Source organism: Stutzerimonas sp. LR2 (assembly GCF_055755175.1).
On the sequence record NZ_JBVTRR010000005.1, the window covers coordinates 69,239 to 94,272 of the forward strand.

Genomic DNA, 25,034 nt, shown 5'->3' on the forward strand with positions numbered 1-25,034 from the left:
GTTACCTCAGTTTCAGGGTGGCAAGGCCGACGAGCACCAGGATCACGGTAATGATCCAGAAGCGCACGATCACCCGGGGTTCGGGCCAGCCCTTGAGTTCGAAATGGTGATGGATCGGCGCCATGCGGAAAACGCGTTTGCCGGTGAGCTTGAAGCTGGCGACCTGGATCATCACCGACAGCGTTTCCATCACGAACACGCCGCCCATGATGAACAGCACCACTTCCTGGCGGACGATCACGGCAATGGTGCCCAGCGCCGCGCCCAATGCCAGCGCGCCGACGTCGCCCATGAAGACCTGCGCCGGATAGGTGTTGAACCAGAGGAAGCCGAGGCCGGCACCGATCAGCGCGCCGCAGAAGACAATGAGTTCTCCGGAACCGGGGATGTAGGGGATCAGCAGATACTCGGCGAAATTCACGTTACCGGAGAGGTAACAGAAGATGCCCAGACCGCCGCCAACCATCACGGTCGGCATGATCGCCAGGCCGTCGAGGCCGTCGGTGAGGTTGACCGCATTGCTCGAACCAACGATGACGAAATAGGTGAGAATCACGAAACCGATGCCCAGCGGGATCTCGATGTTCTTCAGCAGCGGCAGGATCAGCGTCGTTTCAACCGGCGTCTGCGCAGTCATATAAAGGAAGATCGCCGCACCGAGGCCGAACACCGACTGCCAGAAATACTTCCAGCGGCTTGGCAACCCGCGCGAGTTCTTCTCGATCACCTTGCGGTAGTCATCGACCCACCCGATGGCGCCGAACAGCAATGTCACCGCCAGCACTACCCACACGTAGCGGTTGGCCAGGTCGGCCCAGAGTAGCGTGGAAATGCCGATGGCACTGAGGATCAGCGCGCCACCCATGGTGGGCGTGCCGGATTTCGACAGATGCGACTGCGGTCCGTCGGTACGCACCGCCTGGCCGATCTGGCGCAACTGGAGGGTGCGGATCAGCCACGGGCCCATCCACAGCGACAGTACCAGCGCGGTGAGGACGCCGAGGATTCCACGCAGCGACAGGTACTGGAAGACCGCGAAGCCCTTGTGGAACTGTTGCAGATACTCGGCGAGCAGCAGCAGCATCAGTGTTTCTCCATGGATGGCCCAGCGAGCGCATCGACGACTTTGTCCATCGCCGCGCTACGCGAGCCCTTGATCAGAATGGTGGTGCCGCTGCCCTGCTCAGCACGCAGGCTTTCGATCAGGCTGGCCTGATCAGGGAAATGCCGGGCACCCTGCCCGAAAGCGGCGACCGCATGGGCCATCAGTGGCCCAACGGCATAGAGGGTGTCGACCTTGCCCGCCGCGTAGGCACCGACATCGCGGTGCCCCTGCTCGGCCCACTCGCCCAGCTCACCCATGTCCCCCAGGACGAGAATGGTGCGCCCGGCGAAACTGGCAAGCACGTCGATCGCGGCGCAGATCGACGCGGGGTTGGCGTTGTAGCTGTCGTCGATGAGACGCACACCATTGGCGAGCATCTGCGCCACGGCACGCCCCTTGACGGGTTGCAGGCCCTGCAAACCGGCCACGACAGCTTCTGCGGTGATGCCCAAGGCGTGGGCGGCGGCGGCGGCAGCCAGCGCATTGGCCACGTTGTGGCGGCCCAGCAGGTTGAGCTGCACGCGCAGGTTGCCCAGCGGGCCGGTCAGTACGAAATTCGGGCAACCGCGCTGGTCGTAGGCGATCGAACCAGCGGAAAAATCGGCAAGCGGGTTGTCCAGACCGAACGACACGATGCGCTTGCCAGCCACACGCTCGGCCCAGATCGGGTAGGCCTTGTCGTCACGATTCAGCACGGCGGTGCCGGTTGCGCTCAGGCCGTCGAGAATCTCGCCCTTGGCCTGAACGATCTTTTCCGGGCCGCCGAATTCGCCGACATGGGCGGTTCCGGCGTTGGTGATCAGGCTGACATCCGGGCGCACCAGGCTGACGGTGTAAGCGATGTCACCCACTCGCGAGGCGCCGAGCTCGATGACCGCGCTGCGGTGTTCGGCGCTCAGTTCCAGCAGCGTCAGTGGCGCACCGAGGTCGTTGTTCAGATTGCCGCGCGTAGCCAGCACGGCGTCGTGCCCGTGAGCACTGCGCAGAATGCTGGCGAGCATTTCCTTGACGCTGGTCTTGCCACTCGAGCCGGTGATGGCGGCGACTGGCCCTTTGAAGGCCTCACGGTTGAGCGCCCCCAGACGCCCCAGCGCCAGGCGAGTATCGGCGACAACCAGCTGCGGCAGCGGCGCGCCCTCGACTTCGCGTGCGACCAGAGCCGCCACCGCGCCTTTGGCGGCCACCTCGGCGAGATAGGCATGACCATCGAAGCGCGGACCGGCCAGCGCAATGAACAGCTGCCCCGGCTGGATCGCCCGGCTGTCAGTGCTGACCGCAGAGAAGCTGGCATCGGCCCCCACCAGACGGCCGGACAACGGCAGCTGCAGCTCGCTCAGTCGCATGGCTTCAAGCATCGGGCTTCTCCCAGGTGGACAGTGCGGTACAGGCTTCCTCGATATCGGAGAACGGCAGCCGCTCGCCGCGAATTTCCTGATAGTCCTCGTGGCCCTTGCCAGCGAGCACTACCACATCGCTGGCATTGGCGGCCGCGATGAGCCGGGCAATCGCCTGGGCGCGACCCTGCACAAAGGTCACCGCTTCCGGATTGACGAAGCCACTGCGGATATCGTCGAGAATGCGTTCCGGCGCCTCGTTGCGCGGGTTGTCATCGGTAACCACAACCCCATCGGCCAGCCGCTCGGCGACCTCGGCCATGAGTGGGCGCTTGCCGGTGTCGCGATCACCACCGCAGCCGAACAGGCAGAGCAAGCGACCACGTGCGTGCGGACGTAGTGCAGTAAGCACCTTTTCCAGAGCGTCGGGGGTATGGGCGTAATCGACCACCACCAGTGGCCGGTCGCCGCCGCCCAGACGCTGCATGCGGCCGGCCGGGCCTTCAAGCTCCGGCAGCACGGCGAGGATCTCGTCCAGCGGGTAGTCCATACCGAGCAAGGCGCCAACGGCGGCGAGCACGTTGCTGACGTTGAAGCGGCCCAGTAGCGGGCTGCGCAGCGAGCGCTCACCCTGCGGGGTGATCAGCCGCGCATGAATGCCGTCATCGTCGAGCTGCGCCTCGGGGCAGTACAGGTAGGCAGAGGCGTCTTCCAGGCTGTAGCTGATCAGCCGCGATTCGCGCTCCTCACCGGCCAGCGCACGGCCGAAGCCATCGTCGAGATTGATCACCCGACAGCTCAGACCAGGCACGCCGAACAGCCGAGCCTTGGCAGCGCCGTAGGCTTCCATGGTGCCGTGGTAATCGAGATGGTCGCGCGACAGGTTGGTAAAGACAGCGACGTCGAACTCCAGTGCGGCGACGCGGCCCTGATCGAGGCCATGGGACGACACCTCCATCGCCACGGCGCGTGCGCCTTCCTGCTTCAGCTGAGCGAGGGTCGCCTGAACGCCGATCGCATCCGGCGTGGTATGCCGCCCCATTTCCAGCTGACCGTAGAAACCGGTGCCCAGGGTGCCGATGATCCCGCAGGGTTCGCCGAGACGGTCGAGGGCCTGGGCGATCAGCTGGCTGACGCTGGTCTTGCCGTTGGTTCCGGTGACACCGACCAGACGCAGGTTGCGGCTGGGCTCACCGTAGAAGCGCCCGGCTATGGCCGAGAGCTGACCGGCCAGGTGATGCACCGGCACCATCACCGCGGCACCGGTCAGCGCCTGATCCAGCCCTTCGGATTCGTAAGCGACCGCAGCGGCGCCGCGGGCAATGGCATCCTGTACGTGATCGCGCCCGTCATGCTGCAGCCCCGGCACCGCCAGGAACAGGTCGCCGCCACGAACCTTGCGGCTGTCGAGCGTCAGCTCGCGGATCAGGACGTCGCTGCCGGCGTGTGGCAGCAGGTGATTCAATGGCATCGGCATCAGCTGCGCCCTCCCTTGCCTTTGGCCGCTTCCGCGGTCTGCAGCTCGGCGGGCGGCGGCAGGTTGTCCGGCGCGACATTCATCAGGCGCAGTGCGCGCGCCATGACCTTGCCGAACACCGGAGCGGCCACCAGACCACCGTAATACTGACCCTTGCTCGGCTCGTCCACGACGACCACCGCGGCGATTCGCGGGTTGGAAAGCGGCGCGACGCCGGCGAAGAACGAACGGTAAGCATCCTTGGTATAGCCACCGGTACCGGAGATCTTCTTCGCGGTACCGCTCTTGCCGCCGACGTGGTAGCCCGGCACCTTGGCCCGCGCGCCACCGCCGCCTTCCTCCTCGACCACCGCCCGCAGCATCTGCAGCACGGTGCCGGAAATCTGCTTGTCGATAACTTGCACGCCGTCCTGCGCGCGATCCAGGCGCAACAAGGAGAGCGGCACGTTGGTGCCTTGGTTGCCCAGCACGGCATAGGCGTGCGCCAGCTGTACTGCCGTCACGGAAAGGCCGTAGCCGTAGGCCAGGGACGCGGTTTCCGCATCCCGCCACTTGCGATGGTTGGGCAGGTTGCCAACGCGCTCGCCAGGGAAGCCCAGGCCGGTATCCTGGCCGAAGCCGGCCTGCTGCATCACCGCGTAAACCGGCTCGGCACCTATATCCAGGGCGATCTTGCTGATGCCGACGTTGCTCGACTTCATCAGGATTCCGGTCAGCGACAGCATGCCGCCGCGGGACACGTCGCGGATGGTATAGCGGCCGATGCGCATCCAGCCCGGCAGCGTGTTGACCACCGAATCGGGCTGGTACTTGCCGGTCGCCAGTGCCGCCGCGATGCTGAACGGCTTGACCGTCGAGCCCGGCTCGAAGACGTCGATCATGGCGCGGTTGCGCATCGCCGCCGGCTGCAGGTTGCGGCGGTTGTTCGGGTTGTAGGTCGGCTGGTTGGCCATGGCGAGGATCTCGCCAGTCTTGACGTCCACCATCACCAGGCTTGCCGCCTTGGCACCGTATTCATGCACGACGTTGCGCAGCTCGCTGTGGGCGAGGTACTGCAGGCGCAGGTCGATCGACAGCGCCATGGCCTTGCCGGGCTTGGCGTTCTTGGTGACCTGGACGTCCTTGATCAGGCGCCCGCGGCGGTCCTTGAGCACCTGGCGCTTGCCCGGGACACCGGCCAGCCACTCGTCATAGGCCAGTTCCATGCCTTCACGACCGCGATCGTCGATGTCGGTGAAGCCGACTACGTGCGCTGCCACTTCGCCTGCCGGATAGAAGCGACGGAACTCCTCCTGCGCGTAAACGCCGGGAATCTTCAGGTCGAGAATTTCCTGGCCCTGCTCCGGCGTCAGGCCGCGCACCAGGTACATGAATTCGCGCGAGGCTTGCGATTGCAGCCGTTCGCTCAGCACCGCTGCGTCCTGCCCGAGCGCCTTGGCGAGTTCTGGCCAGCGGGCGCGCGCGGCCTGTAGCTCCTTGGGGTTGCCCCAAAGAGTGGTCACAGGCGTGCTTACGGCGAGCGGCTCGCCGTTACGATCGGTGATCAGACCCCGGTGCGCGGGAATCGGAATATGGCGAACGCTGCGCGCGTCGCCCTGGCCTTTCAGGAAGCCCTGATCCATGACCTGCAGATCGACGATGCGCCAGGCGATCACGCCCACCAGCAACGCCAGCAGCGCGAGAACGATGCGAAAGCGCCAGGGATAAAGCGCGCCCTGAAGACTCATCATGGCTTCACCAATCGGACGTCTGCCGCCGCAGGAATGTGCATGCGCAGCTGCTCGGTAGCCAGCGTCTCGATGCGGCTGTGTGCCGTCCAGGTGCTCTGCTCGAGAATCAGTCGTCCCCATTCGGCCTGAGCCTTGTCACGCACGCTGAGTTCGCCATACAGCTCGTTCAACAGCTGACGGTTCCAATGCGCGCAGTAGGCAACCGCGATCGCCGACAGGAGAACGCTGACGAACAGCACCAGCATCAGCAGGCTGCCATTGGGCATGGCACGCAGAACGCGGCTCATCGCACTTTCTCCGCGACACGCATGACAGCGCTGCGCGAGCGTGGATTGGCTTTCACTTCCGCTTCGGATGCGTATTGCGGCTTGCCGATCAGCTTCAGACGCGGCTCGAAGGCCTTCGGGATGATTGGCAGGTCACGCGGCAGCTTGTCTGCCTCGCCCTTGGCGTGCCGACGCATGAACTGTTTGACGATGCGATCTTCCAGCGAATGGAAGCTGATGACGACCAGGCGACCGCCCACTTCCAGCGCTTCCAGCGCTGCGTCGAGACCACACTCCAGATCGCCCAGCTCGTTGTTGATATGAATGCGCAGCCCCTGGAAGGCCCGTGTTGCCGGGTTCTTGCCTTTCTCCCAGGCTGGATTGGCGTCGGTCAGCACCTTGGCCAGATCGGCGGTTCGCTCGAAGGGTGCCTCAGCGCGCCGCTGCACCACTGCACGAGCCATACGTTTGGCGAAACGCTCTTCACCGTAGTCCTTGAACACCCGTGCGATCTCGTCCTCATCGGCCGAGGCAATCCATTCGGCCGCACTCACGCCACGACTCGGATCCATGCGCATGTCCAGGGGGCCGTCGTTCAGAAAACTGAAGCCGCGAATGGGGTCGTCCAGCTGAGGCGACGACACGCCCAGATCAAGCAGAATGCCGCTCACACCCCCCGTCCAGCCGCGTTGCGCGACTTCGTCACCGAGCTCGGCAAAACTTCTCTGCACAACGACAAAGCGGCCGTCCTCGGCCGCCAGCGCTTGTCCCGTAGCGATAGCTAATGGGTCCTTGTCGAACCCCAGCAACTGGCCATTAGGACCGAGCTGTTGCAGAAGTAGCCGGCTATGGCCGCCCCGCCCGAAGGTCCCGTCCAGATAGCGACCATCGGCGCGCACGTTCAGCGCCGCGACGGCTTCGTCGAGCAACACGGTGATATGTCGCAGGCTGCTGATCTGGCTCACAGGATAAGGTCACGTAGTTCTTCCGGCAGACCGCCGGGTTGCTTGATGGCCGCCAGGTCCGCGTCAGAAATCGCGTTCCAGTCGTCCTCGTTCCACAGTTGAAACTTGTTGAGCTGCCCCACCAACATCGCGCGCTTGTCCAGCCGGGCGTATTCACGCAGACGCGGCGGCACGACCACTCGACCGCTGCCATCCATTTCCAGGTCGACCGCGTTGCCGATCAACAGACGCTGCAGGCGGCGGGCCTCTTCTCGCAGGGAAGGCAACTCACGAAGTTTCGCCTCGATGAGTTCCCACTCGGGCAGCGGATATATGCACAAGCAGCGGTCCACGGCGTCGATCGTGATGATCAGCTGGCCATCGCCACGGGAATTCAGCTCGTCACGGTACCGGCTGGGCATGGCTAGCCGGCCTTTGGCGTCGAGACTGATGGCGTTAGCTCCGCGAAACACGCTTGCGCTTCCCCTGAATTAGCTATCCATGCCCATATTTACCCACTTTCTGCCACTTCCTACCACTTGTGCGCACTATAGAAACGCAGCCGCCCCACCGTCAAGGCGAGCCCAGCGGGAAAAAGCCTTACGGAGCGGCAATTTAGCGATGTCAGGTGGGGATAAATGGGGAAAAGCGGACAGGCCCAGAATGGCTTTTTAGGAGCAGCACGGAGTTACTCAACAAAGTTAAAGTACTTTGTTAAGAGCAAGAATCTTTCGGAATTAAAAACGGAGATTACGGAAGGAAGAAACGGAGAGTCGATCTATAAGCCGGGTTCTGTCGAGGACAGCCATTCCTCTACGACAGCCATCACTGACTGCCTCTAGCAACCTACCCGGATCCAGCGCGGGCCACGCCAATGGATCCCTATTTGGTCTTGCTCCAAGTGGGGTTTACCTAGCCACGGACTGTTGCCAGCCGTGCGGTGCGCTCTTACCGCACCTTTTCACCCTTACCGGCGCCGAAGCGCTTAGGCGGTTATTTTCTGTGGCACTTTCCGTAGGCTCACGCCTCCCAGGCGTTACCTGGCACTTTGCCCTATGGAGCCCGGACTTTCCTCCCTCCCTTCTTGCCGGAACAAAAAGAGACAGCGACTGTCCGATCGACTCTCCGGCCGCCAGAGTACCGTCGCGCGCACCATGCCGCAAGCGAAACGCCGGCAGGGCGCCTTGCTACTTGCGCTCTAGCGCCGCCTGATACAGCAGATTCTTGCGCACGCCAGTGATGTCGGCCGCGACGGCAGCAGCGCGCTTGAGCGGCATTTCTGCCAATAACAGATCGAGCACCCGCAGCGCTTCGGCACTCACCGCGCTCTCGCCTTGCGGCGCCTCCCACCCTTCCACCAGCAGCACGCATTCGCCTCGCTGCTGGTTGCTGTCCGCCTCGACCCAAGCGCGTAAAGCCCCCAACGGCAAGCCCTTCAAGGTCTCGAAGGCCTTCGTCAGCTCGCGCCCAAGCACCGCCATGCGCTCACCACCGAACACATTCTCGAAATCTCCCAGCGACTCGAGTATGCGATGTGGGGCTTCATAGAAGATCAGCGTACGCGGCTCCTCCTTCAGCGCCTCGAGACGTGTACGTCGCGCAGCCGCCTTGGCGGGAAGAAACCCCTCGAAGATGAAACGGTCCGACGGCAAACCCGCCGCCGAGAGAGCGGCTATCAGTGCGCAGGCCCCCGGCACCGGGACGACAACCACTCCTGCCGCCCGGGCCTGACGCACCAGATGGTAGCCAGGATCGGAGATCAAGGGCGTGCCGGCATCGGAGATCAGCGCCACGTCACCCCCTGCCTGGAGTCGCTCGATGAACCGCCCCCCTTCGTTGCGCTCGTTATGCTCATGACAAGCGGCCAGCGGCGTCTGGATACCGAAGTGCGCCAGCAGCCGCGAGGAGTGGCGAGTGTCCTCGGCGGCGATAAGCGCCACCTCGCGAAGTACACGCAGCGCCCTGGCGCTGATGTCCTCCAGATTGCCGATCGGCGTGGCGACGACATAAAGCGTACCCACTCCGGAATTCGCACCACCGCTGGCAGTCACAGGGCTTACCTCAAACAGGAAATGCGCATTGTAGCCCGATTCACCGCCGCAACATCGCGGCCCCTTCGGTGGTTGGGTACAATCGGCCGACACTCGCAGTGCTTTCAGGAACGATTAACCAATGGCTTGCTTACGCCCCCTCCTTCTCCTCTGCGTCGCCACCCTGCTCGCAGCCTGCTCCAGCTCCCCCTCGTCCACGCTCGGCGAACTGCCCCGGACGCCGCAGGCATCCACTCAGCAACTGTTGAAGCAGGCTGAGCAGAGCGACGCCGAACAGGCCGCCCAGCTGCGCCTGGCAGCTGCCGACCAGAGCATTCAGCAGGGCAACCGCGCGCAAGCCCGCAGCATTCTGCAGCAGGTTCAACTGGACGCACTGAAGCCTGCGCAGCAAATTTTCGCACTGACGCTGCAGGCCGAAATCGCACTCGCCGACGGGGAGCCCGAAAAGGCAGAACAAGCGCTGCAGCACCCGTCATTCGAGCGTCTGGGCGAGCTTCCCGTCAGCCAGCAGATTCGCAGCCAGCTCGCTCGCGCCCAAGCACTGGAGGCAAACAACAAGCCATTAGCAGCCGCCCGTGAGCGCGTATTCACTGCGCCACTGCTGAGCGGCGAGCAGGCGCAGGCCAACCACGAAACCATCTGGAAACTCCTGTCCGCCCTTCCCGAGCAGCAACTGCAAGGCGCCGCCGATACCGATCTGGCCGGCTGGCAAGCCTTAGCGCTTTCGCTCAAACGCGCCGGCACCATCGCGCAGCAGCAACGCGCGATCGACGACTGGATCGCGCAGAACCCTCAGCACCCCGCCGCGCAGCAGCTCCCGGAGTCACTGCAGAAGCTGCGTGAACTCGCCGATCAACCGCTGAATCACGTAGCGCTGCTTCTGCCTATGGAAGGCCAACTGGCGAGCGTTGCTCGCGCCCTTCGCGACGGTTTCCTGGCTGCTCATCTGCACGCACAGCAGGCCGGTGCCGAACTGCGCATCGAGCTGTATGACAGCTCGCGGATGAAGTCCATCGACGACTTCTATCGCCAAGCCCAGGCCGCTGGCGTACAGCTGGTGGTCGGTCCGCTCGAAAAGGACCTGGTGCGCCAGCTCGCGGAACGTGATCAGCTGCCTATCACCACGTTGGCACTCAACTACAGCGACGCCGGACAGCGCACACCACCTCAGCTCTTCCAGTTCGGCCTGGCTGCAGAAGATGAAGCACGCGAAGTCGCTCGCCGTGCGTGGGCGGACGGCCATCGCCGCGCAATCGCGCTGGCGCCTCGCGGAGAATGGGGCGCAAGGATTCTGGAAGCCTTCCGCCAGAGCTGGCAGGAAGCAGGCGGAACGCTGGTCGCATCCGAACCATTGGCCGAACCTGTCCAGCTGGCCAACCAGATCGCCGATCTGCTGCAGCTACGCAACAGTGAGCAGCGCGGACAACGCGTAAGCAGCATCACAGACGCATCCACCGCCAGCCAGCCAACACGTCGGCAGGACGTCGATTTCATCTTCCTGGCGGCCACACCACAACAGGCCCAGCAGGTCAGGCCGACCCTGATCTTCCAGTACGCGGGCGACCTGCCGGTATACGCCACATCCCACCTGCACGCGGCCAATCATGACCGCACGCAGTACCTCGACCTTGAAGGGATCCGCTTTGCCGAGACGCCATGGCTGCTGAACGACCAGCTGCCCCTTCGACAGGAAGTCGAGCAGAAATGGCCGCAAGCGGGCGGAAGCCTCGGCCGGCTCTATGCCATGGGTGCCGACGCCTACCTGCTGGCACCCCGACTCAATCAGTTGCTGGCCCTTCCGGACACTCACCTCGATGGGCTTTCCGGCACCCTAAGCCTGAACCCACAGCAGCGAATCGAGCGCCAGCTGCCCTGGGCACAGTTCCGCGATGGCGCCGTAGAGCGGCTGGACGAGCCGCAGTAATGAGCGAAAGCCAGAGCAGCGGACGCTCTGCCGAAGCACTGGCCCTGCAGCATCTCAGCGACAGCGGCCTGCGCCTACTCGAACGCAACTGGTCGTGCCGCAGCGGCGAGCTCGATCTGGTCATGCTCGACGGCGATACAGTAGTATTCGTCGAAGTCCGCTACAGGCGGCATACCGCCTGGGGCGGCGCCCTGGAAAGCGTCGATGTGCGCAAGCAGCAAAAGCTGATCAAGGCTGCCCAGTTGTTTCTGCAGGCACATGGCCGCTGGGCCAAGCACCCTTGCCGCTTCGACGTAGTCGCCATCACCGCGCCAGGCCAAGCAAAGGACCTGAACTGGATCCGCAACGCATTTGAAAGCTGAACGAAACACTGCGCGGCGACCGCTGCGCGATGCCGTCCGGCCCTAGCGAACCGCAAGTGCATCGTCCGACCGCTTTTTCGGGCGAGCCTGCCACCTTGAAGGTCAACCACCAATGGACATGCAAACCCGAATCCGCCAACTCTTCCAGGCCAGCATCGAAACCAAGCAGCAGGCCATGGAGGTGCTAGCCCCCAGCATCGAGCAAGCCGGCCAAGCGATGGTTAATGCACTGCTCAGCGAAGGCAAGATCCTGACCTGCGGTAATGGCGGTTCAGCCGGCGATGCCCAGCACTTCTCCTCGGAACTGCTGAACCGCTTCGAGAGAGAGCGCCCAAGCCTTCCGGCCATCGCACTGACCACCGACAGCTCCACCATCACCTCGATTGCCAACGACTACAGCTACAACGAGGTGTTCTCAAAGCAGATCCGCGCGCTGGGGCAACCCGGGGACGTGCTGCTCGCCATCTCCACGAGCGGTAACTCCGCCAACGTGATCCAGGCGATCCAGGCTGCCCACGACCGGGAAATGCTGGTAGTTGCCCTCACCGGCCGCGATGGCGGCGGAATGGCCTCGCTGCTGCTGCCGGAAGACGTTGAAATCCGCGTACCGGCAAAAGTGACCGCACGCATCCAGGAAGTCCATCTCCTGGCGATCCACTGCCTCTGCGACCTGATCGACAATCAACTGTTTGGGAGTGAGGAATGAACCGTTTCCGCTTGCCTGCCATCGCCCTGGGAATTTGCCTGGCCGTCAGCGGCTGCAGCTCGGTGTTGACGGCCACGCGCGACGACCCGATCGCCGACAATCGGGGCACACGGACCATCGGCAGCAAGATCGACGACTCGCTGATCGAGACCAAGGCAGCGGTCAACATTGCCAAGGCCCATCCGGACCTCGACCAGCGTAGCCACATCGTGGTTGCCAGCTACAACGGCGTCGTGCTGTTGGCCGGGCAGACGCCTCGCGAAGAACTCAAGCAGATGGCAGAACAGGCAGCCAGCGGCGTGCAACGCGTCAAGCGCGTACACAATGAGCTACAAATTCTGCAGCCCTCGTCCGCACTGGCACGCAGTAACGACTCCTGGCTGACCACCAAGATCAAGACGCAGATGCTCGCCGACAACAGCGTGCCTGGCTCGCGAATCAAGGTGATCACTGAGAACGGGATCGTCTATCTGCTAGGCCTGGTCACACGCCAGGAAGGCAGCCGCGCGACTAACCTTGTCCAGGGCGTCGCCGGGGTACAGCGGATCGTCAAGCTGTTCGAGTATATCGACTGATCGGTCAGCGGCGCCCTATCACCGGGCGCCGCATCACCTCATTTTACGACCTTCAGACTCGGGCGACCGCCCGGTCGCGGCCCCTCTCCTCCTGCAGCGCCACCAGCATCGCTCGGCGCGTCATCGTCCGGTGGAGTCGGCTCGATCTCGAACACCATGCCTTGCCCGTTTTCCCGGGCATAGATCGCCATGACCGCAGCGGACGGCACGTTCAATGAATGAGCTACGCCACCAAAGCGCCCCTCGAAACTGATCGCCTCGTTATCCATATGAAGATGCCGCACGGCGCTGGGGGCGACGTTCAATACGATCTGACCATCGCTGGCGTAGCCTGCCGGCACCTGCACCCCCGGATAATCGACATTCACCAGCAGGTGCGGCGTGCAATCGTTGTCGACGATCCACTCGTAAAGTGCTCGTACCAGATACGGGCGACTCGAATTCATTGATGACCTCGCTTAGCGCATGTTGCGCTCGACGGCGGAAAGACTGGCCTGGAAAGCCTCGCGAGCGAAATTGCGCTCCATGTAATCGAGCAGCGGCTTGGCCGCTCGAGGCAACTCGATACCGAGTCTGGGCAAACGCCAGAGGATAGGCAACAGACAGCAGTCGACAAGGCTGATCTCGTCACTCATGAAGTAAGGCTTTTCCGCGAATATCGGCGATACACCGATCAGGCTTTCACGGAGCTCCTTGCGTGCCTGAGCGCGCTGAGCCTCCGCGACGCGCTGGTCGAGAATGCGGTCGGCCAGCGAACACCAATCACGCTGGATACGATGCGCCAACAGACGCGTATTGGCGCGCGCCACCGGATAGACCGGCAGCAACGGTGGATGCGGATAGCGCTCCTCCAGATACTCGAGAATCACGCCGGGCTCGTATAGCGCCAGATCTCGATCCACCAGTGTGGGCACACTGGCGTATGGATTCACCTCGGCCAACTTGACCGGACACTGGCCTGCTTCGACATCGACGATGTCCACGCTAACCCCTTTCTCGGCGAGAACAAGGCGAACGCGATGACAGTAATGATCGGCAGGATCGGAATAGCAGCCCAACCGGTTGGTCGCAGCCATAGGGCCTTCTCACTTTATCTCGAGGCAGAAAAAACACGCGCGCCCATTGGGCGCGCGCAAGGTACAACGATTACCGCGAAGTGCTTAGTGAACGTCTTTCCAGTACTCGCGCTTGAGCAGGTAGGCGAACACGAAGAACACCGCCAGGAACAGCAGCACGTAGGTACCGATGCGCTGGCTTTCCAGCTTGACCGGATTGGCCGAGTAAGCCAGGAAGGTCACCAGATTCTTGATCTTCTCGTCGTACTCAGCCTCGGAGAGCGACCCAGTACCAGGCTCGACAACCATCTGGTCACAGGCTTCCTGAGTGATCGGTGTGCCGGTCAGCGGATCGAACTGCTTGCGGCCATTCTCGACCACTTGAACCTGCTTACATCCGACAACCCGGCGACCCTGGAGCGGAGCCAGAACATGCGGCATACCAACATTGGGGAACACGCTGTTGTTGACGCCGTACGGACGCGCCGGATCTTCATAGAAGCTGCGCATGTAGGTATACAGCCAGTCGTTGCCACGAACACGAGCAACCAGGGTGAGATCCGGCGGAGCGGCACCGAACCAGACTTTGGCGTCTTCAGGCTTCATACCGATCTTCATGTGATCGCCAAACTTGGCGTCCGTGAAGACGATATTGTCCATCATCACCTCTTCCGGAATACCCAGATCGGTGGCGACGCGCTCATAGCGCTGATACTGCGCACCATGGCAACCCATGCAATAGTTGGCGAAGGTCTTCAGACCATCCTGCATGGCCGCCTTGTCGGTCAGGTCGATATCGACCTTATCCAAATGTACCGCCGGGCCGGCCGCGAAAGTGAAGGCCGGCAGAATTGCAAGAATCAATGCAGCAAATTGCTTTTTCATCAGCCATCCACCCTTTCCGGAACCACTTTGGTCTTCTCGAGCTTGGTGTAGAACGGCATCAGGATGAAGTATCCGAAGTAGATAGCAGTACAGATCCGCGACACCAGAGTACGCTCAGGCGTCGGCGACAGTACGCCCAGTACACCGAGAATGATGAAGGAGATGCAGAACGCCAGCAGCGCGATCTTGCTCATCCAGCCCTTGTATTTCATGGACTTGACGGGGCTGCGATCCAGCCACGGCAGAACGAACAACACTGCGATAGCGGCCCCCATGGCGATTACGCCGAGCAACTTGTCAGGTACCGCACGCAAAATCGCGTAGAACGGAGTGAAGTACCAGACGGGTGCGATGTGCTCAGGAGTCTTGAACGCGTTCGCCACTTCGAAGTTCGGCTTCTCGAGGAAGTAGCCGCCCATTTCCGGGAAGAAGAATACAACCGCGCAGAAGACGAAGAGGAACACCACAACCCCGACGATGTCCTTCACGGTGTAGTACGGATGGAAGGGAATGCCATCGAGCGGCACACCGGCTTCATCCTTGGTCTTCTTGATATCCACGCCCAGCGGGTTGTTCGAACCCACTTCGTGCAGCGCCAGAATGTGCAGGACGACCAGACCGAGAATCACGATCGGCAGCGCAATCACATGCAGCGCGAAGAAGCGGTTCAGGGTGATGCCCGAGATCAGGTAGTCACCACGGATCCACTGGGTCAGATCGTCGCCGATGACCGGAATGGCACCGAACAGCGAAATGATCACCTGCGCACCCCAGTAGGACATCTGGCCCCACGGCAGCAGGTAGCCCATGAAGGCCTCGGCCATCAGCGCGAGGTAGATCATCATACCGAAGATCCACACCAGCTCACGCGGCTTCTGGTAGGAGCCGTAGAGCAGACCGCGGAACATGTGCAGATACACCACCACAAAGAAAGCCGAAGCGCCGGTGGAGTGCAGATAGCGGATGATCCAGCCGTACTCGACATCACGCATGATGTACTCGACGGAGGCGAACGCACCTTCAGCCGACGGCTCGAAGCTCATGGTCAGCCAGATACCGGTAAGAATCTGATTGACCAGCACGAGCAGCGCCAACGAACCGAAGAAGTACAGGACGTTGAAGTTCTTGGGAGCGTAGTACTTCGAGAGGTGATCTTCCCACATCTTGGTGGCGGGGAAGCGGGCGTCAACCCATTCCATGAACTTGCTCATCAGGCGTTCTCCTGGTCCACACCGATGATGATGACATTATCGGTCTCGTACGAGTGCGGGGGCACCGGCAGGTTCAAGGGAGCAGGCTGCGCCTTGTAGACGCGACCGGCCATATCGTATTTGGAGCCGTGGCAAGGGCAGAAATAGCCACCCAACCAGTCGGCGCCGAGATCGGCCGCAGCCACCTCGGGACGGAACGAAGGCGAACAACCCAAATGAGTGCACAGCCCTACGACCACAAGAAGCTCGGGCTTGATAGACCGGTTCTTCGGGTCGACATATGCAGGCTGGTCGGACTCCTTGGACTCAGGATCGGCCACCTGGGCAGCGACCTTCTCAAGATTCCCGAGAACCTCGTCGGTTCGACGCACAATAAACACCGGCTGACCACGCCATTCAGCAACCATTTGCTGTCCAGGCTCGATCTTGCTGATATTTACCTTTACCGGCGCACCGGCAGCCTTGGCCTTGGCACTTGGGAACCACGATCCCACGAACGGGACCGCAGCACCCACCGCTCCTGCAGCGCCCACCACCGAAGTGGCGGCCACAAGGAAGCGACGCCGGCCTGCATTCACGCCGTCATTGCTCATTCAGTCGTCTCCCATCAGCTTCTTATGGCCTGCCGTGAAGCAGGCATGTACTACGTAAAATTGAGCCGCGAAAAATTCGCCAAATGGTAAAGAAAAGACCCTCTTCTGACAAGGTAATAGCCTGTCACAATGCCTTTACCCTCAGGCAAACCAAGCCCTCCAGCGCGCGACACACTGTCGCACCAAAACAAAAGCGCAAGGCAAAAAAAACGCCCAGCTCCGAACGAAACTGGGCGTTTCTTTGAAAGCGCGAATTAGCGCTTGGAGTACTGCGGACGCTTGCGTGCTTTACGCAGACCGACCTTCTTACGCTCGACTTCACGGGCGTCACGAGTGACGAAGCCAGCCTTGCGCAGCGGGCTACGCAGGCTCTCGTCGTAGGAGATCAGTGCACGAGTGATACCGTGGCGGATAGCACCAGCCTGACCACTGACACCACCACCCAGAACGGTGACGTAGATATCGAACTTTTCGACGGTCTCAGTCAGCTCCAGCGGCTGACGCACGACCATGCGAGCAGTTTCGCGGCCGAAGAAATTATCCAGCTCACGGTTGTTGATGGAAATCTTGCCAGTGCCCGGGCGCAGGAAGACGCGCGCGGTTGCAGTCTTGCGACGGCCAGTGCCGTAATTTTGAGTCGCCGACATAATTGAACTATTCCGTTAAATCTTCAGTTCTTGGGGCTGCTGAGCGGTGTGCGGGTGATTGGCACCCTTGTAGACCTTCAGCTTACGATACATGTCGCGACCCAGCGGGTTCTTCGGCAGCATGCCCTTGACCGCAGTCTCGATCACGCGCTCGGGCGCCTTGGCGATCAGCTTCTCGAAGTTGATCGACTTGATGCCACCCGGGAAACCGGAGTGAGAGTAGTACATCTTGTCGCTGGTCTTGGCACCGGTAACACGCACTTGCTCAGCATTGATCACGACGATGTAATCGCCGGTATCGACGTGAGGGGTGTATTCCGGCTTGTGCTTGCCACGCAGGCGGCTGGCGATTTCGGTTGCCAGACGACCCAGGGTCTGGCCGGCAGCGTCGACGACGAACCAGTCGCGCTTGACGGTTTCCGGTTTAGCAGTAAATGTCTTCATTCGTTATAGCCTCAGGGGCCGCCCTGAAAATAAGACGGCGAATCTTACTGAATAGTGCTCGCCCTGACAAGAACAGGGCAGCCGGAAACAGACGCTATCGGGGGCTCGGGTCAGCGCGTCCGCCACGGCAGTGGTTCGGTAGGCTAGGCATCCCCTACCATTGGCTTGCGTCGACGGGCTAGGCATCCCCGCCGACAGGCTGCGGAATTATCCTGATTGCCAGAAAAATAGCAACCAACATTTATCCTCTCGGAGTTCCGAAGCGCCCGTCATCTCAGCAAGCGCCGGCGCGCATGCACCGCGCTATATGCCAGAGCCCCATCGGGCACTTCGGGCGGTCGCGATCACTCTCATGTCATCTATTGGGCGAACTTCGTTAATCTCGCATCCATAAAACTTTCGCCAGCCCGGAGGCACTCCATGGAATTTCGTCCACTCGGCCGAACCGACCTGAACGTAAGCTCACTCTGCCTCGGCACCATGACATGGGGCGAGCAGAACACCGAGACTGACGCCTTCGCTCAGATCGACATGGCCAAAGCCGCTGGCATCAACTTCATCGATACTGCGGAGATGTATCCCGTTCCGCCGCGCCCGGAAACCTACGCCACCACCGAGCAGTACATTGGCAACTACTTCAACAGCCGCGGCGATCGAGCCGACTGGATACTCGCAACCAAGATCGCCGGCCCCGGCAACGGCATCAGCCACATTCGCAACGGCCGTCCGCGATTCAACCGTGAGCACATTCGCACCGCCCTGGATGACAGCCTGCGCCGACTGCAAACCGACTGGATCGACCTTTATCAGCTGCATTGGCCGGAACGCAGCACGAACTTTTTCGGGCGTTTGGGCTACCAGCACCTGCCGGACGACGATTTCACACCTCTGGAAGAAACGCTTGCCGCCCTTGATGACGAAGTCAGAGCCGGTCGAATCCGCCACATTGGCATTTCCAACGAGACCCCCTGGGGCGCCATGAAGTACCTGCAACTGGCCGAGACGCACAAATGGCCGCGCGCCGTCTCGATACAGAACCCCTACAACCTCCTCAACCGCAGCTTTGAGGTGGGCCTGGCGGAGATCAGCATGCGTGAACAGTGCGGACTGCTGGCATACTCGCCATTGGCGTTCGGCATGCTGAGCGGCAAATACGAAAACGGCGCCAGCCCGGCGAATGCGCGACTTTCACTATTCCAGCGCTTCGCACGCTACAACAACCCACAGGCACGAGCCGCCTGTTCCCGCTATGTCGCCCTAGCCCACCAGCATGGCCTGGAGCCCGCGCAGATGGCCCTTGCCTACGTAACATCCCGGCCCTTCGTCACCAGCAATATCATCGGTGCCACGACACTGCAGCAGCTCGAATCCAATATCGGCAGCCTTGATCTGACACTGTCGAACGAAGTCTTAGCAGCCATCGACGCCATTCATACGGCGCAACCGAATCCGGCCCCCTGACACAGAAAAAACGAGCCATCAGCAGTTTCAGGTAACGACACACAGGATCCGACAGGATGATCGCCGCGCATCTCCTAGCTCCCTCCACCCTTGTCGCAGGTTGGCTGATCTATTCGCTTGCCTTGCTCTGGGCGGCGTGGCGCGCCCCCTGGGTCGAGCTCTTCAGCGATGCGCGACGGCAACACCTGCTGTTCGGAGCGATGCTGGCCATCTTTCTGCTGTGGTTGGTTCGCCGGGACTTCGACTCCGGTCTTTCATTCCACTTCATCGGACTGACGGCAGCTACCCTGCTGCTCGATTGGCCGCTGGCGATCATCGCAGCTCTGGCGGCCCAGCTGGGCCTGACCCTTACCGGCCATCAGCATCTCACCGCCCTGGGGACCAACGGCGTGCTGCTGGTGTTGATCCCGGTCTTTGTCACAGTCATCTGCGCCCGCCTGGTGGAGCGATCCCAGCCGCGCAACCTCTTCGTCTTCATCTTCTTTGCGGGCTTCTTTCCAGCGGCACTCGCCGCCCTGGCCTGCATCCTGGCATCCCTCGGCATACTGCTGATCGATGGCCGCTACCCGATGCCGCCCTGGCTGGAAGACTTTGCCGGCTACATCTGGCTCGTCATGTTTCCCGAGGCGTTCATCAACGGCACGGCAATCACGGCGCTGGTCGTCTTCTATCCGGACTGGATGGAAAGCTTCAACCAGAGCCGCTACCTGCAGGCGCCCTGGAAAGAAGATAAATGAGGAAACTGCGAGTCAATGCTCGCGGGGCGGCAGATCACCGGAAAACAGCTCATCCTCCAGATCGCTTCCGGGAATGGCGTGCTCCTCCGCAGCCCAAGCCCCAAGATCGATGAGTTTGCAGCGCTCAGAGCAAAACGGCCGACTTGGGCTCTGAGGCCCCCACTCCACTGGCGCCCCGCAGGTGGGGCACTCGACTACAGTCGCGGTCATTTCTGGCCTCCTCGCAATGTCAGATAGAAGCGGTGCAAACGCTCGACTTCCGATTTGAGCCACGCCAGATCACGGTCATTTACAAGGACATCGTCCGCATGCCGCAGGCGCTCCTCCCGCCTGGCCTGGACCTGAATAATCGCCCGCACCTGCTCTTCAGTTGCCTGATCACGGGCCGCGGTACGAACGACCTGGAGAGTATCTGGCACATCGACCACCAGTACACGCTCGACCTGGCGATACTGCCCGGTTTCTATAAGCAACGGAGACACCATGATGGCGTAAGGAGACGTCGCTGCCGCCAGGTGCTGCGCAACCTCGGCGCGAATCATAGGATGCAAAAGGCTTTCGAGCCATTGGCGCTCAGCCGTATTCGCAAATACCCGCTCACGCAGCGCAGCACGATCCAAGCCGCCCTCTGGCAGCAGTACGGCATCGCCGAAATGCTCAGCAATCTGCCGCAACGCCGGGCGACCGGGCTCAACGACCCAACGCGCCGCTTCATCGGCATCGACTACATGCACGCCAAGATTTGCAAACTGGTTTGCCACTGCAGTCTTGCCACTGCCAATACCGCCGGTCAACCCGAGAACCCAAGGCTTCATCCGTCTAATATCCCAGGCCAAATAAGACGCGCGCAGTAGTAACCACTCGGCGAGCTATGCGCAAGCCTCAGCGTTCGAAATAGGACGACAGAGAAAAGCCGATCGGTGACAGGTCGACCGACCGAGCGGAGTTAGAAGCGAGCGAACTGGAGGTAGCTTTCGGTAATTCGGTCGCCCCAAAGCAACGCAATCCACCCCGCTATCGCAAGATACGGCCCGAACGGAATGGGCGTACTGCTTTCAGCCCGCTGCACCCTCAGCAGAATACTGCCAAGCACGGCGCCGACCACCGACGACAGCAAGATAGTGAGCGGCAGAACCTGCCAGCCACCCCAGGCACCAAGCATCGCCAGCAGCTTGAAATCGCCGTAGCCCATCCCCTCTTTGCCTGTGATCAGCTTGAACAGCCAATAAACGGACCATAGGCTCAGGTAACCGGCTATCGCCCCCCACAGCGCATCCTCGAGAGAGGCGAACAGAGTAAAGTTGTTGGCAATCAACCCTAACCACAAGAGCGGCAGCACGAGCGAGTCAGGCAGCAACTGATGATCGACATCGATCATGCTCATCGCCAGCAACCCCCAGGTCAGCAGAAGCATCGCCCCTGCCTGCCAGGAAAAACCGAAATGCCATGCCACGTATCCGGATAGCACGCCACACGCCAGCTCAACCAACGGATATCGACAGCTGATCGGCGCCTGACAAGACGAGCACTTTCCACGCAGCGCCAGCCAGCTGACCAAGGGAATGTTCTCCCAGGCACGGATACGATGACCGCAGTGAGGGCAGCGTGAACTCGGCACCAATAGATTGAAACGCTCCCCAATTGGCTCGGGCGGATAATCCAAATATTCCCGCGCCTGCATGCGCCATTCGCGCTGCATCATGATAGGCACACGGTAGATGGCAACATTGAGAAAGCTGCCAACCAGCAGACCGAGCACTGCAGCAGACAAAACAAAGGCCAGCACATGGCTGGCCAAAAGATCAATAAACATACGTTTAAACTACAGAGCCGAGCTGGAATATCGGAAGGTACATAGCGATGATCAAGCCGCCCACCAGAACCCCGAGTACAGCCATGATCATCGGCTCCATCAGGCTAGTCAGGCTATCTACCATGTTATCGACTTCATCCTCGTAGAAAGTCGCAACCTTGGCGAGCATCTCATCAAGCGAACCAGACTCTTCGCCGATCGCCGTCATTTGCACCGCCATGGTTGGGAAGGCACCCGTAGTACGCATGGAGAAATTGAGTTGCATGCCGGTGGATACATCATTCTTGACTTTCATAGTTGCAGCTCGAAAGACTACGTTGCCCGTAGCCCCCGCCACCGAATCCAGCGCATCCACAAGTGGCACGCCCGCAGCGAAAGTCGTCGATAGAGTGCGGGCGAAGCGGGCGACCGATGACTTGTAAAGAATGTCGCCAACAACTGGTACCTTCAGCAGCAAACGATCGAACCAGTTGCGAAATTTCTCGGAGCGCTTGTGCGCCTCCTTGAAAGCAAAAGCTCCCGCAATCAGCCCTACCAGAATAATGAACCACCACTCCTGCAGCGCTTCCGACAATCCAATTACCATCAAGGTAAAAGCCGGAAGCTCGGCCCCGAAGTTGGCAAACACCTCTTGGAACTGTGGCACCACCTTGATCAACAGAATGGCCGACACAATGACCGCCACCAACACTACCGCAACGGGATAGTTCATCGCCTTCTTGATCTTGGCCTTCAATGCCTCAGTCTTTTCCTTGTAGGTCGCCACGCGATCGAGCAAGGTTTCCAATGCACCGGATTGCTCACCGGAATCGACCAAGTTGCAATACAGGTCATCGAAGTATTGTGGCTTCTTGCGCAAAGCCGTCGCGAAACTGTTACCTGCCGCAACTTCCTGCTTCAGGTCATCCACCAGCTTGCGCATGTTCGGATTGTCGAAACCCTCACCGATGATATCGAAGGATTGCAGCAGCGGCACACCGGCTTTCATCATCGTCGCCATCTGTCGGGTGAACAGCGCGATATCCATGGGTTTAATTTTCTTGCCCGCTCCAAACAGAGACACGGACTTCTTGCGCACTTTCTGTGGATTGATCCCTTGCTTGCGCAATTGCGCCTTCACCAGCGCCGGGCTCGCACCACTAAGCTCACCCTTGACCTTGCTGCCCTTGCGGTCGGTTCCCTCCCAGCTGAACACACTGGTTCTGATCGCTTTCTGCGCCATGCTTAATCCTTGGTGACCCGATTGACTTCTTCGAGGCTGGTCACGCCCTGCATGGCCTTGAGCAAAGCCGAGGTCCGCAGGTCGTTGAAGCCGTCTTTGCGCATCTGGGTTGAAATATCGATGGAGTTTCCGTCTTCCATGATAATCCGCTGCAACGATGGCGTGTTTTTAACCACTTCATAAATACCGACGCGCCCCTTGTAGCCGCCCTTGCAGTTGTCGCAACCTACCGGACCATAAATCTTGAAGGTTCCAAGCTTCTGCTCAGGGAACCCTTCGCGCAGCAAAACGTCACGGGGGACATCAACCTCTTTCTTGCAGCTATTGCAGAGCTTTCGTGCCAGACGCTGAGCAATGATCAGGTTCACGGAGGTCGCGATGTTGAACGCAGGCACCCCCATGTTGCGCAGACGCGTCAGGGTTTCCGCAGCGCTATTGGTATGAAGCGTCGACATCACCATATGTCCCGTCTGCGCCGCCTTGATCGCAATCTCGGCGGTCTCCAGATCGCGGATCTCCCCCACCATGATGATGTCCGGGTCCTGACGTAGAAAGGCACGGAGGGCCTGAGAAAAGTCCATGCCCTGTTTAGGATTGACGTTGACCTGGTTGATACCCTCGAGGTTGATCTCTACCGGATCCTCCGCCGTCGAAATGTTCACATCGACGGTGTTGAGGATGTTCAACCCGGTGTAGAGGGATACCGTCTTACCGGAGCCCGTCGGACCGGTCACGAGAATCATGCCCTGGGGTTGCCGCAGAGCATTCATATACAGATCCTTCTGATCCTCCTCATATCCCAGCGCATCGATGCCCATTTGAGCACTTGAGGGGTCAAGAATCCGCATTACAATCTTTTCGCCCCACAGGGTCGGTAGCGTGTTGACCCGGAAATCGATGGCCTTGCTCTTGGAGAGCTTCATCTTGATCCGGCCATCCTGCGGCTTGCGCCGCTCGGAGATATCCAGCCCTGCCATGACCTTTAGACGCGCCGAAATTCGAGGCGCCAGTTGAATGGGCGGACGCGCCACCTCATGCAGAATTCCGTCAGTACGCAACCGTACTCGATAGGCCTTTTCATAGGGCTCGAAATGGAGGTCTGATGAGCCCCCACGAATGGCGTCGAGCAGCATCTTGTTGACGAAGCGCACGACCGGCGCATCGTCAGCCTCCGCACCGCCATCGTCTCCTTTTATGTCATCCGAAACGGTCTCGACATCCACCCCGTCGAGATCCACGTCGCCCAGATCCTCCAGACCGGTTGAACCATTATCGAAAAACTTATCGATGGCGTCCCCGAGCTTGTCGTCCTCGACGAGGATGGCCTCGGTGGTTAACCCAGTACTGAACTGAATATCGGAAATCGCCTGATGGTTCGCCGGATCTGAAACGGCCACGTAAAGCTTATTGCCGCGCTTAGCCAGCGGGAGCAAGCGATGCTGGCGAGCCAGCTTCTCGCTGACGACATCCTTGGGCGGCACCTCCTTGTCCAGAGCCGCCAGATCCAAGAGCGCAACGCCGAACTGCTCCGAGGCAACTTCAGCGACGGCACGCCCCTTTGCCAATTTGTTCTGGACAACGTAGGTAACGAAGGATGTTTTGTTTCGCAGCGCCTGAACCTGCGCCTGCTGTGCTGTCCGCTCATCCAGTACACCAGCCAACACCATCTGCCGAGCCAACCCGGACAGAGAAATATTTTCGCTCATGGCGATCTCGCTCCAATCTTTGCCGCCTTATAGCGCAGTTGCCACCACCTGCAAACAACGCACGCACGGAGTGACGCTATTGGTCACATATCGTCACTACCAGCCAGGATAACTCTCAGCCAGGCACCGAAAAGCGGACAGAGGGGTACCGATACGCCCGGAGTTTTGCTCAGCAGTCGAACCCCAGACCTCCTGCAGAACGCCTTTAGTTGAAGCGGATCACAGCCAGCAACCTACGGAACGATAATCCGCAATAATTGGCACGCCAACTGCTTTAGCACAGACAGGCTCAACAGCCTTAACACTCAAGGAGATTCAAATGAAATCGCAGATGCAGAAAGGCTTTACCCTTATCGAACTGATGATCGTGGTTGCGATCATCGGCATTCTGGCCGCCATTGCGCTGCCGGCCTATCAGGACTATACCGTACGCTCCAACGCCGCCGCTGCCCTGGCAGAAATCACCCCCGGCAAGATCGGGTTTGAGCAAGCAATCAACGAAGGCAAAACTCCATCTCTAACTGCTACTGACGAAGGTTATATTGGCATTACCAATTCCACGTCGTACTGCACCGTGGCGCTTGATACAGCTGCCGATGGCCACATCGAGTGCACCGCGAAAGGCGGCAACGCTGGTAAGTTCAATGGCAAGACAATTACGCTTAATCGTACTGCTGACGGAGAGTGGTCCTGCGCCAGCAACCTTGATCTGAAGTACAAACCAGGCAAGTGCTCCTAATCTAGCCTGTTAAAAAAGAGCGGCTTAGACCGCTCTTTTTTTTCGCC

At 60.5% G+C, this 25,034-nt stretch carries 27 protein-coding genes and 1 other RNA gene; 7 read left to right on the top strand and 21 right to left on the bottom strand.

The window, feature by feature from the left end:
• Position 1 precedes the first annotated feature (1 nt).
• The 9 genes from mraY to rsmI form a co-directional block, all read right to left on the bottom strand.
• Positions 2-1,084, bottom strand: a complete 1,083-nt coding sequence (gene mraY / locus ACVRRC_RS17890; protein ID WP_011912266.1) for a phospho-N-acetylmuramoyl-pentapeptide-transferase — start codon at positions 1,082-1,084, stop codon at positions 2-4.
• Positions 1,084-2,460: a UDP-N-acetylmuramoyl-tripeptide--D-alanyl-D-alanine ligase gene (locus ACVRRC_RS17895; protein WP_048328652.1), complete on the bottom strand. Its 1,377-nt coding sequence runs from the start codon at positions 2,458-2,460 to the stop codon at positions 1,084-1,086. Before ACVRRC_RS17895 ends, mraY begins: the two co-directional genes overlap by 1 nt.
• On the bottom strand, positions 2,453-3,916 hold the full coding sequence (locus tag ACVRRC_RS17900) for a UDP-N-acetylmuramoyl-L-alanyl-D-glutamate--2,6-diaminopimelate ligase (RefSeq protein WP_048328651.1): 1,464 nt from the start codon (positions 3,914-3,916) through the stop codon (positions 2,453-2,455). Before ACVRRC_RS17900 ends, ACVRRC_RS17895 begins: the two co-directional genes overlap by 8 nt.
• Complete coding sequence (locus ACVRRC_RS17905; protein ID WP_011912263.1) at positions 3,916-5,643, bottom strand: peptidoglycan D,D-transpeptidase FtsI family protein; 1,728 nt, start codon at positions 5,641-5,643, stop codon at positions 3,916-3,918. The genes ACVRRC_RS17900 and ACVRRC_RS17905 overlap by 1 nt, the downstream gene beginning before the upstream one ends.
• Entirely contained in the window at positions 5,643-5,933 is a 291-nt protein-coding gene (ftsL, locus tag ACVRRC_RS17910; protein ID WP_013981957.1) for a cell division protein FtsL, read from the bottom strand. The genes ACVRRC_RS17905 and ftsL overlap by 1 nt, the downstream gene beginning before the upstream one ends.
• The gene (gene rsmH / locus ACVRRC_RS17915; protein ID WP_013981956.1) at positions 5,930-6,877 is read right to left on the bottom strand and encodes a 16S rRNA (cytosine(1402)-N(4))-methyltransferase RsmH; all 948 of its coding nucleotides are present in this window, start codon (positions 6,875-6,877) and stop codon (positions 5,930-5,932) included. Before rsmH ends, ftsL begins: the two co-directional genes overlap by 4 nt.
• Positions 6,874-7,329 carry a division/cell wall cluster transcriptional repressor MraZ gene (gene mraZ / locus ACVRRC_RS17920; protein ID WP_003281171.1) on the bottom strand — a complete coding sequence of 152 codons (456 nt, stop codon included), beginning with the start codon at positions 7,327-7,329 and terminating at the stop codon, positions 6,874-6,876. The genes rsmH and mraZ overlap by 4 nt, the downstream gene beginning before the upstream one ends.
• 292 nt (positions 7,330-7,621) lie before the next feature.
• An RNA gene (gene rnpB, locus ACVRRC_RS17925) (RNase P RNA component class A) lies at positions 7,622-7,981 on the bottom strand.
• A 62-nt stretch (positions 7,982-8,043) separates the two neighbouring features.
• Positions 8,044-8,907, bottom strand: coding sequence for a 16S rRNA (cytidine(1402)-2'-O)-methyltransferase (gene rsmI, locus ACVRRC_RS17930; protein ID WP_472997324.1), 864 nt, complete (start codon positions 8,905-8,907; stop codon positions 8,044-8,046).
• Positions 8,908-9,028: 121 nt separating this feature from the next.
• Here rsmI and ACVRRC_RS17935 point away from each other — a divergent pair, with 121 nt between their 5' ends.
• The 4 genes from ACVRRC_RS17935 (at position 9,029) to ACVRRC_RS17950 (ending at position 12,474) form a co-directional block, all read left to right on the top strand.
• Positions 9,029-10,831, top strand: coding sequence for a penicillin-binding protein activator (locus ACVRRC_RS17935; RefSeq protein WP_019405593.1), 1,803 nt, complete (start codon positions 9,029-9,031; stop codon positions 10,829-10,831).
• Positions 10,831-11,193: a YraN family protein gene (locus ACVRRC_RS17940; RefSeq protein ID WP_011912257.1), complete on the top strand. Its 363-nt coding sequence runs from the start codon at positions 10,831-10,833 to the stop codon at positions 11,191-11,193. Before ACVRRC_RS17935 ends, ACVRRC_RS17940 begins: the two co-directional genes overlap by 1 nt.
• Positions 11,194-11,305: 112 nt before the next feature.
• Positions 11,306-11,899 (top strand): phosphoheptose isomerase, encoded by a 594-nt coding sequence (locus tag ACVRRC_RS17945; RefSeq protein ID WP_013981954.1) that lies wholly within the window; start codon positions 11,306-11,308, stop codon positions 11,897-11,899.
• Positions 11,896-12,474 (top strand): BON domain-containing protein, encoded by a 579-nt coding sequence (locus tag ACVRRC_RS17950; RefSeq protein ID WP_011912255.1) that lies wholly within the window; start codon positions 11,896-11,898, stop codon positions 12,472-12,474. The genes ACVRRC_RS17945 and ACVRRC_RS17950 overlap by 4 nt, the downstream gene beginning before the upstream one ends.
• A 38-nt stretch (positions 12,475-12,512) precedes the next feature.
• Here the strand turns inward: ACVRRC_RS17950 and ACVRRC_RS17955 are convergent, their stop codons facing one another.
• The 7 genes from ACVRRC_RS17955 to rplM all read right to left on the bottom strand — a co-directional run bounded on the left by ACVRRC_RS17955 (position 12,513) and on the right by rplM (position 17,309).
• A complete protein-coding gene (locus ACVRRC_RS17955) occupies positions 12,513-12,920 on the bottom strand; it encodes a ClpXP protease specificity-enhancing factor (RefSeq protein WP_011912254.1) in 408 nt (135 codons plus the stop codon).
• Between the two features lie 12 nt (positions 12,921-12,932).
• Positions 12,933-13,550 (bottom strand): glutathione S-transferase N-terminal domain-containing protein, encoded by a 618-nt coding sequence (locus ACVRRC_RS17960; RefSeq protein WP_019405594.1) that lies wholly within the window; start codon positions 13,548-13,550, stop codon positions 12,933-12,935.
• 84 nt (positions 13,551-13,634) lie between these two features.
• Positions 13,635-14,414: a cytochrome c1 gene (locus ACVRRC_RS17965; protein ID WP_013981951.1), complete on the bottom strand. Its 780-nt coding sequence runs from the start codon at positions 14,412-14,414 to the stop codon at positions 13,635-13,637.
• Positions 14,414-15,625 (bottom strand): cytochrome b, encoded by a 1,212-nt coding sequence (locus tag ACVRRC_RS17970; protein ID WP_013981950.1) that lies wholly within the window; start codon positions 15,623-15,625, stop codon positions 14,414-14,416. Before ACVRRC_RS17970 ends, ACVRRC_RS17965 begins: the two co-directional genes overlap by 1 nt.
• The gene (gene petA, locus ACVRRC_RS17975) at positions 15,625-16,218 is read right to left on the bottom strand and encodes a ubiquinol-cytochrome c reductase iron-sulfur subunit (protein ID WP_013981949.1); all 594 of its coding nucleotides are present in this window, start codon (positions 16,216-16,218) and stop codon (positions 15,625-15,627) included. Before petA ends, ACVRRC_RS17970 begins: the two co-directional genes overlap by 1 nt.
• A gap of 254 nt (positions 16,219-16,472) precedes the next feature.
• On the bottom strand, positions 16,473-16,865 hold the full coding sequence (gene rpsI / locus ACVRRC_RS17980) for a 30S ribosomal protein S9 (RefSeq protein ID WP_013981948.1): 393 nt from the start codon (positions 16,863-16,865) through the stop codon (positions 16,473-16,475).
• Between the two features lie 15 nt (positions 16,866-16,880).
• Complete coding sequence (rplM, locus tag ACVRRC_RS17985; protein ID WP_003287302.1) at positions 16,881-17,309, bottom strand: 50S ribosomal protein L13; 429 nt, start codon at positions 17,307-17,309, stop codon at positions 16,881-16,883.
• Positions 17,310-17,729: 420 nt separating this feature from the next.
• Here rplM and ACVRRC_RS17990 point away from each other — a divergent pair, with 420 nt between their 5' ends.
• Positions 17,730-18,770, top strand: a complete 1,041-nt coding sequence (locus ACVRRC_RS17990) for an NADP(H)-dependent aldo-keto reductase (protein WP_472997325.1) — start codon at positions 17,730-17,732, stop codon at positions 18,768-18,770.
• 56 nt (positions 18,771-18,826) lie between these two features.
• Positions 18,827-19,507 carry an energy-coupling factor ABC transporter permease gene (locus ACVRRC_RS17995; protein ID WP_472997326.1) on the top strand — a complete coding sequence of 227 codons (681 nt, stop codon included), beginning with the start codon at positions 18,827-18,829 and terminating at the stop codon, positions 19,505-19,507.
• Positions 19,508-19,519: 12 nt separating this feature from the next.
• On the opposite strand, the gene yacG is transcribed toward ACVRRC_RS17995, so the two are convergent.
• The 5 genes from yacG to pilB all read right to left on the bottom strand — a co-directional run bounded on the left by yacG (position 19,520) and on the right by pilB (position 24,248).
• Positions 19,520-19,717, bottom strand: a complete 198-nt coding sequence (gene yacG / locus ACVRRC_RS18000) for a DNA gyrase inhibitor YacG (RefSeq protein ID WP_041771656.1) — start codon at positions 19,715-19,717, stop codon at positions 19,520-19,522.
• The gene (gene coaE / locus ACVRRC_RS18005) at positions 19,714-20,322 is read right to left on the bottom strand and encodes a dephospho-CoA kinase (protein WP_080977605.1); all 609 of its coding nucleotides are present in this window, start codon (positions 20,320-20,322) and stop codon (positions 19,714-19,716) included. Before coaE ends, yacG begins: the two co-directional genes overlap by 4 nt.
• A 131-nt stretch (positions 20,323-20,453) precedes the next feature.
• Complete coding sequence (locus ACVRRC_RS18010) at positions 20,454-21,320, bottom strand: prepilin peptidase (protein ID WP_061374065.1); 867 nt, start codon at positions 21,318-21,320, stop codon at positions 20,454-20,456.
• A gap of 4 nt (positions 21,321-21,324) precedes the next feature.
• Positions 21,325-22,542, bottom strand: a complete 1,218-nt coding sequence (locus ACVRRC_RS18015) for a type II secretion system F family protein (RefSeq protein ID WP_061374064.1) — start codon at positions 22,540-22,542, stop codon at positions 21,325-21,327.
• A gap of 2 nt (positions 22,543-22,544) precedes the next feature.
• Entirely contained in the window at positions 22,545-24,248 is a 1,704-nt protein-coding gene (gene pilB / locus ACVRRC_RS18020) for a type IV-A pilus assembly ATPase PilB (RefSeq protein ID WP_061374063.1), read from the bottom strand.
• A gap of 319 nt (positions 24,249-24,567) precedes the next feature.
• Between pilB and ACVRRC_RS18025 the strand changes: the two genes are divergently transcribed.
• Positions 24,568-24,987: a pilin gene (locus ACVRRC_RS18025; RefSeq protein WP_061374062.1), complete on the top strand. Its 420-nt coding sequence runs from the start codon at positions 24,568-24,570 to the stop codon at positions 24,985-24,987.
• Positions 24,988-25,034 lie beyond the last annotated feature (47 nt).

Coding starts and splice junctions, on each gene's coding strand:
- mraY (WP_011912266.1), bottom strand. CDS start 1,084: ATGCTGCTGCTGCTCGCCGAGTATCTGCAACAGTTCCACAAGGGCTTC.
- ACVRRC_RS17895 (WP_048328652.1), bottom strand. CDS start 2,460: ATGCTTGAAGCCATGCGACTGAGCGAGCTGCAGCTGCCGTTGTCCGGC.
- ACVRRC_RS17900 (WP_048328651.1), bottom strand. CDS start 3,916: ATGCCGATGCCATTGAATCACCTGCTGCCACACGCCGGCAGCGACGTC.
- ACVRRC_RS17905 (WP_011912263.1), bottom strand. CDS start 5,643: ATGAGTCTTCAGGGCGCGCTTTATCCCTGGCGCTTTCGCATCGTTCTC.
- ftsL (WP_013981957.1), bottom strand. CDS start 5,933: ATGAGCCGCGTTCTGCGTGCCATGCCCAATGGCAGCCTGCTGATGCTG.
- ACVRRC_RS17935 (WP_019405593.1), top strand. CDS start 9,029: ATGGCTTGCTTACGCCCCCTCCTTCTCCTCTGCGTCGCCACCCTGCTC.
- ACVRRC_RS17940 (WP_011912257.1), top strand. CDS start 10,831: ATGAGCGAAAGCCAGAGCAGCGGACGCTCTGCCGAAGCACTGGCCCTG.
- ACVRRC_RS17945 (WP_013981954.1), top strand. CDS start 11,306: ATGGACATGCAAACCCGAATCCGCCAACTCTTCCAGGCCAGCATCGAA.
- ACVRRC_RS17950 (WP_011912255.1), top strand. CDS start 11,896: ATGAACCGTTTCCGCTTGCCTGCCATCGCCCTGGGAATTTGCCTGGCC.
- ACVRRC_RS17955 (WP_011912254.1), bottom strand. CDS start 12,920: ATGAATTCGAGTCGCCCGTATCTGGTACGAGCACTTTACGAGTGGATC.
- ACVRRC_RS17960 (WP_019405594.1), bottom strand. CDS start 13,550: ATGGCTGCGACCAACCGGTTGGGCTGCTATTCCGATCCTGCCGATCAT.
- ACVRRC_RS17965 (WP_013981951.1), bottom strand. CDS start 14,414: ATGAAAAAGCAATTTGCTGCATTGATTCTTGCAATTCTGCCGGCCTTC.
- ACVRRC_RS17970 (WP_013981950.1), bottom strand. CDS start 15,625: ATGAGCAAGTTCATGGAATGGGTTGACGCCCGCTTCCCCGCCACCAAG.
- petA (WP_013981949.1), bottom strand. CDS start 16,218: ATGAGCAATGACGGCGTGAATGCAGGCCGGCGTCGCTTCCTTGTGGCC.
- rpsI (WP_013981948.1), bottom strand. CDS start 16,865: ATGTCGGCGACTCAAAATTACGGCACTGGCCGTCGCAAGACTGCAACC.
- rplM (WP_003287302.1), bottom strand. CDS start 17,309: ATGAAGACATTTACTGCTAAACCGGAAACCGTCAAGCGCGACTGGTTC.
- ACVRRC_RS17990 (WP_472997325.1), top strand. CDS start 17,730: ATGGAATTTCGTCCACTCGGCCGAACCGACCTGAACGTAAGCTCACTC.
- ACVRRC_RS17995 (WP_472997326.1), top strand. CDS start 18,827: ATGATCGCCGCGCATCTCCTAGCTCCCTCCACCCTTGTCGCAGGTTGG.
- yacG (WP_041771656.1), bottom strand. CDS start 19,717: ATGACCGCGACTGTAGTCGAGTGCCCCACCTGCGGGGCGCCAGTGGAG.
- coaE (WP_080977605.1), bottom strand. CDS start 20,322: ATGAAGCCTTGGGTTCTCGGGTTGACCGGCGGTATTGGCAGTGGCAAG.
- ACVRRC_RS18010 (WP_061374065.1), bottom strand. CDS start 21,320: ATGTTTATTGATCTTTTGGCCAGCCATGTGCTGGCCTTTGTTTTGTCT.
- ACVRRC_RS18015 (WP_061374064.1), bottom strand. CDS start 22,542: ATGGCGCAGAAAGCGATCAGAACCAGTGTGTTCAGCTGGGAGGGAACC.
- pilB (WP_061374063.1), bottom strand. CDS start 24,248: ATGAGCGAAAATATTTCTCTGTCCGGGTTGGCTCGGCAGATGGTGTTG.
- ACVRRC_RS18025 (WP_061374062.1), top strand. CDS start 24,568: ATGAAATCGCAGATGCAGAAAGGCTTTACCCTTATCGAACTGATGATC.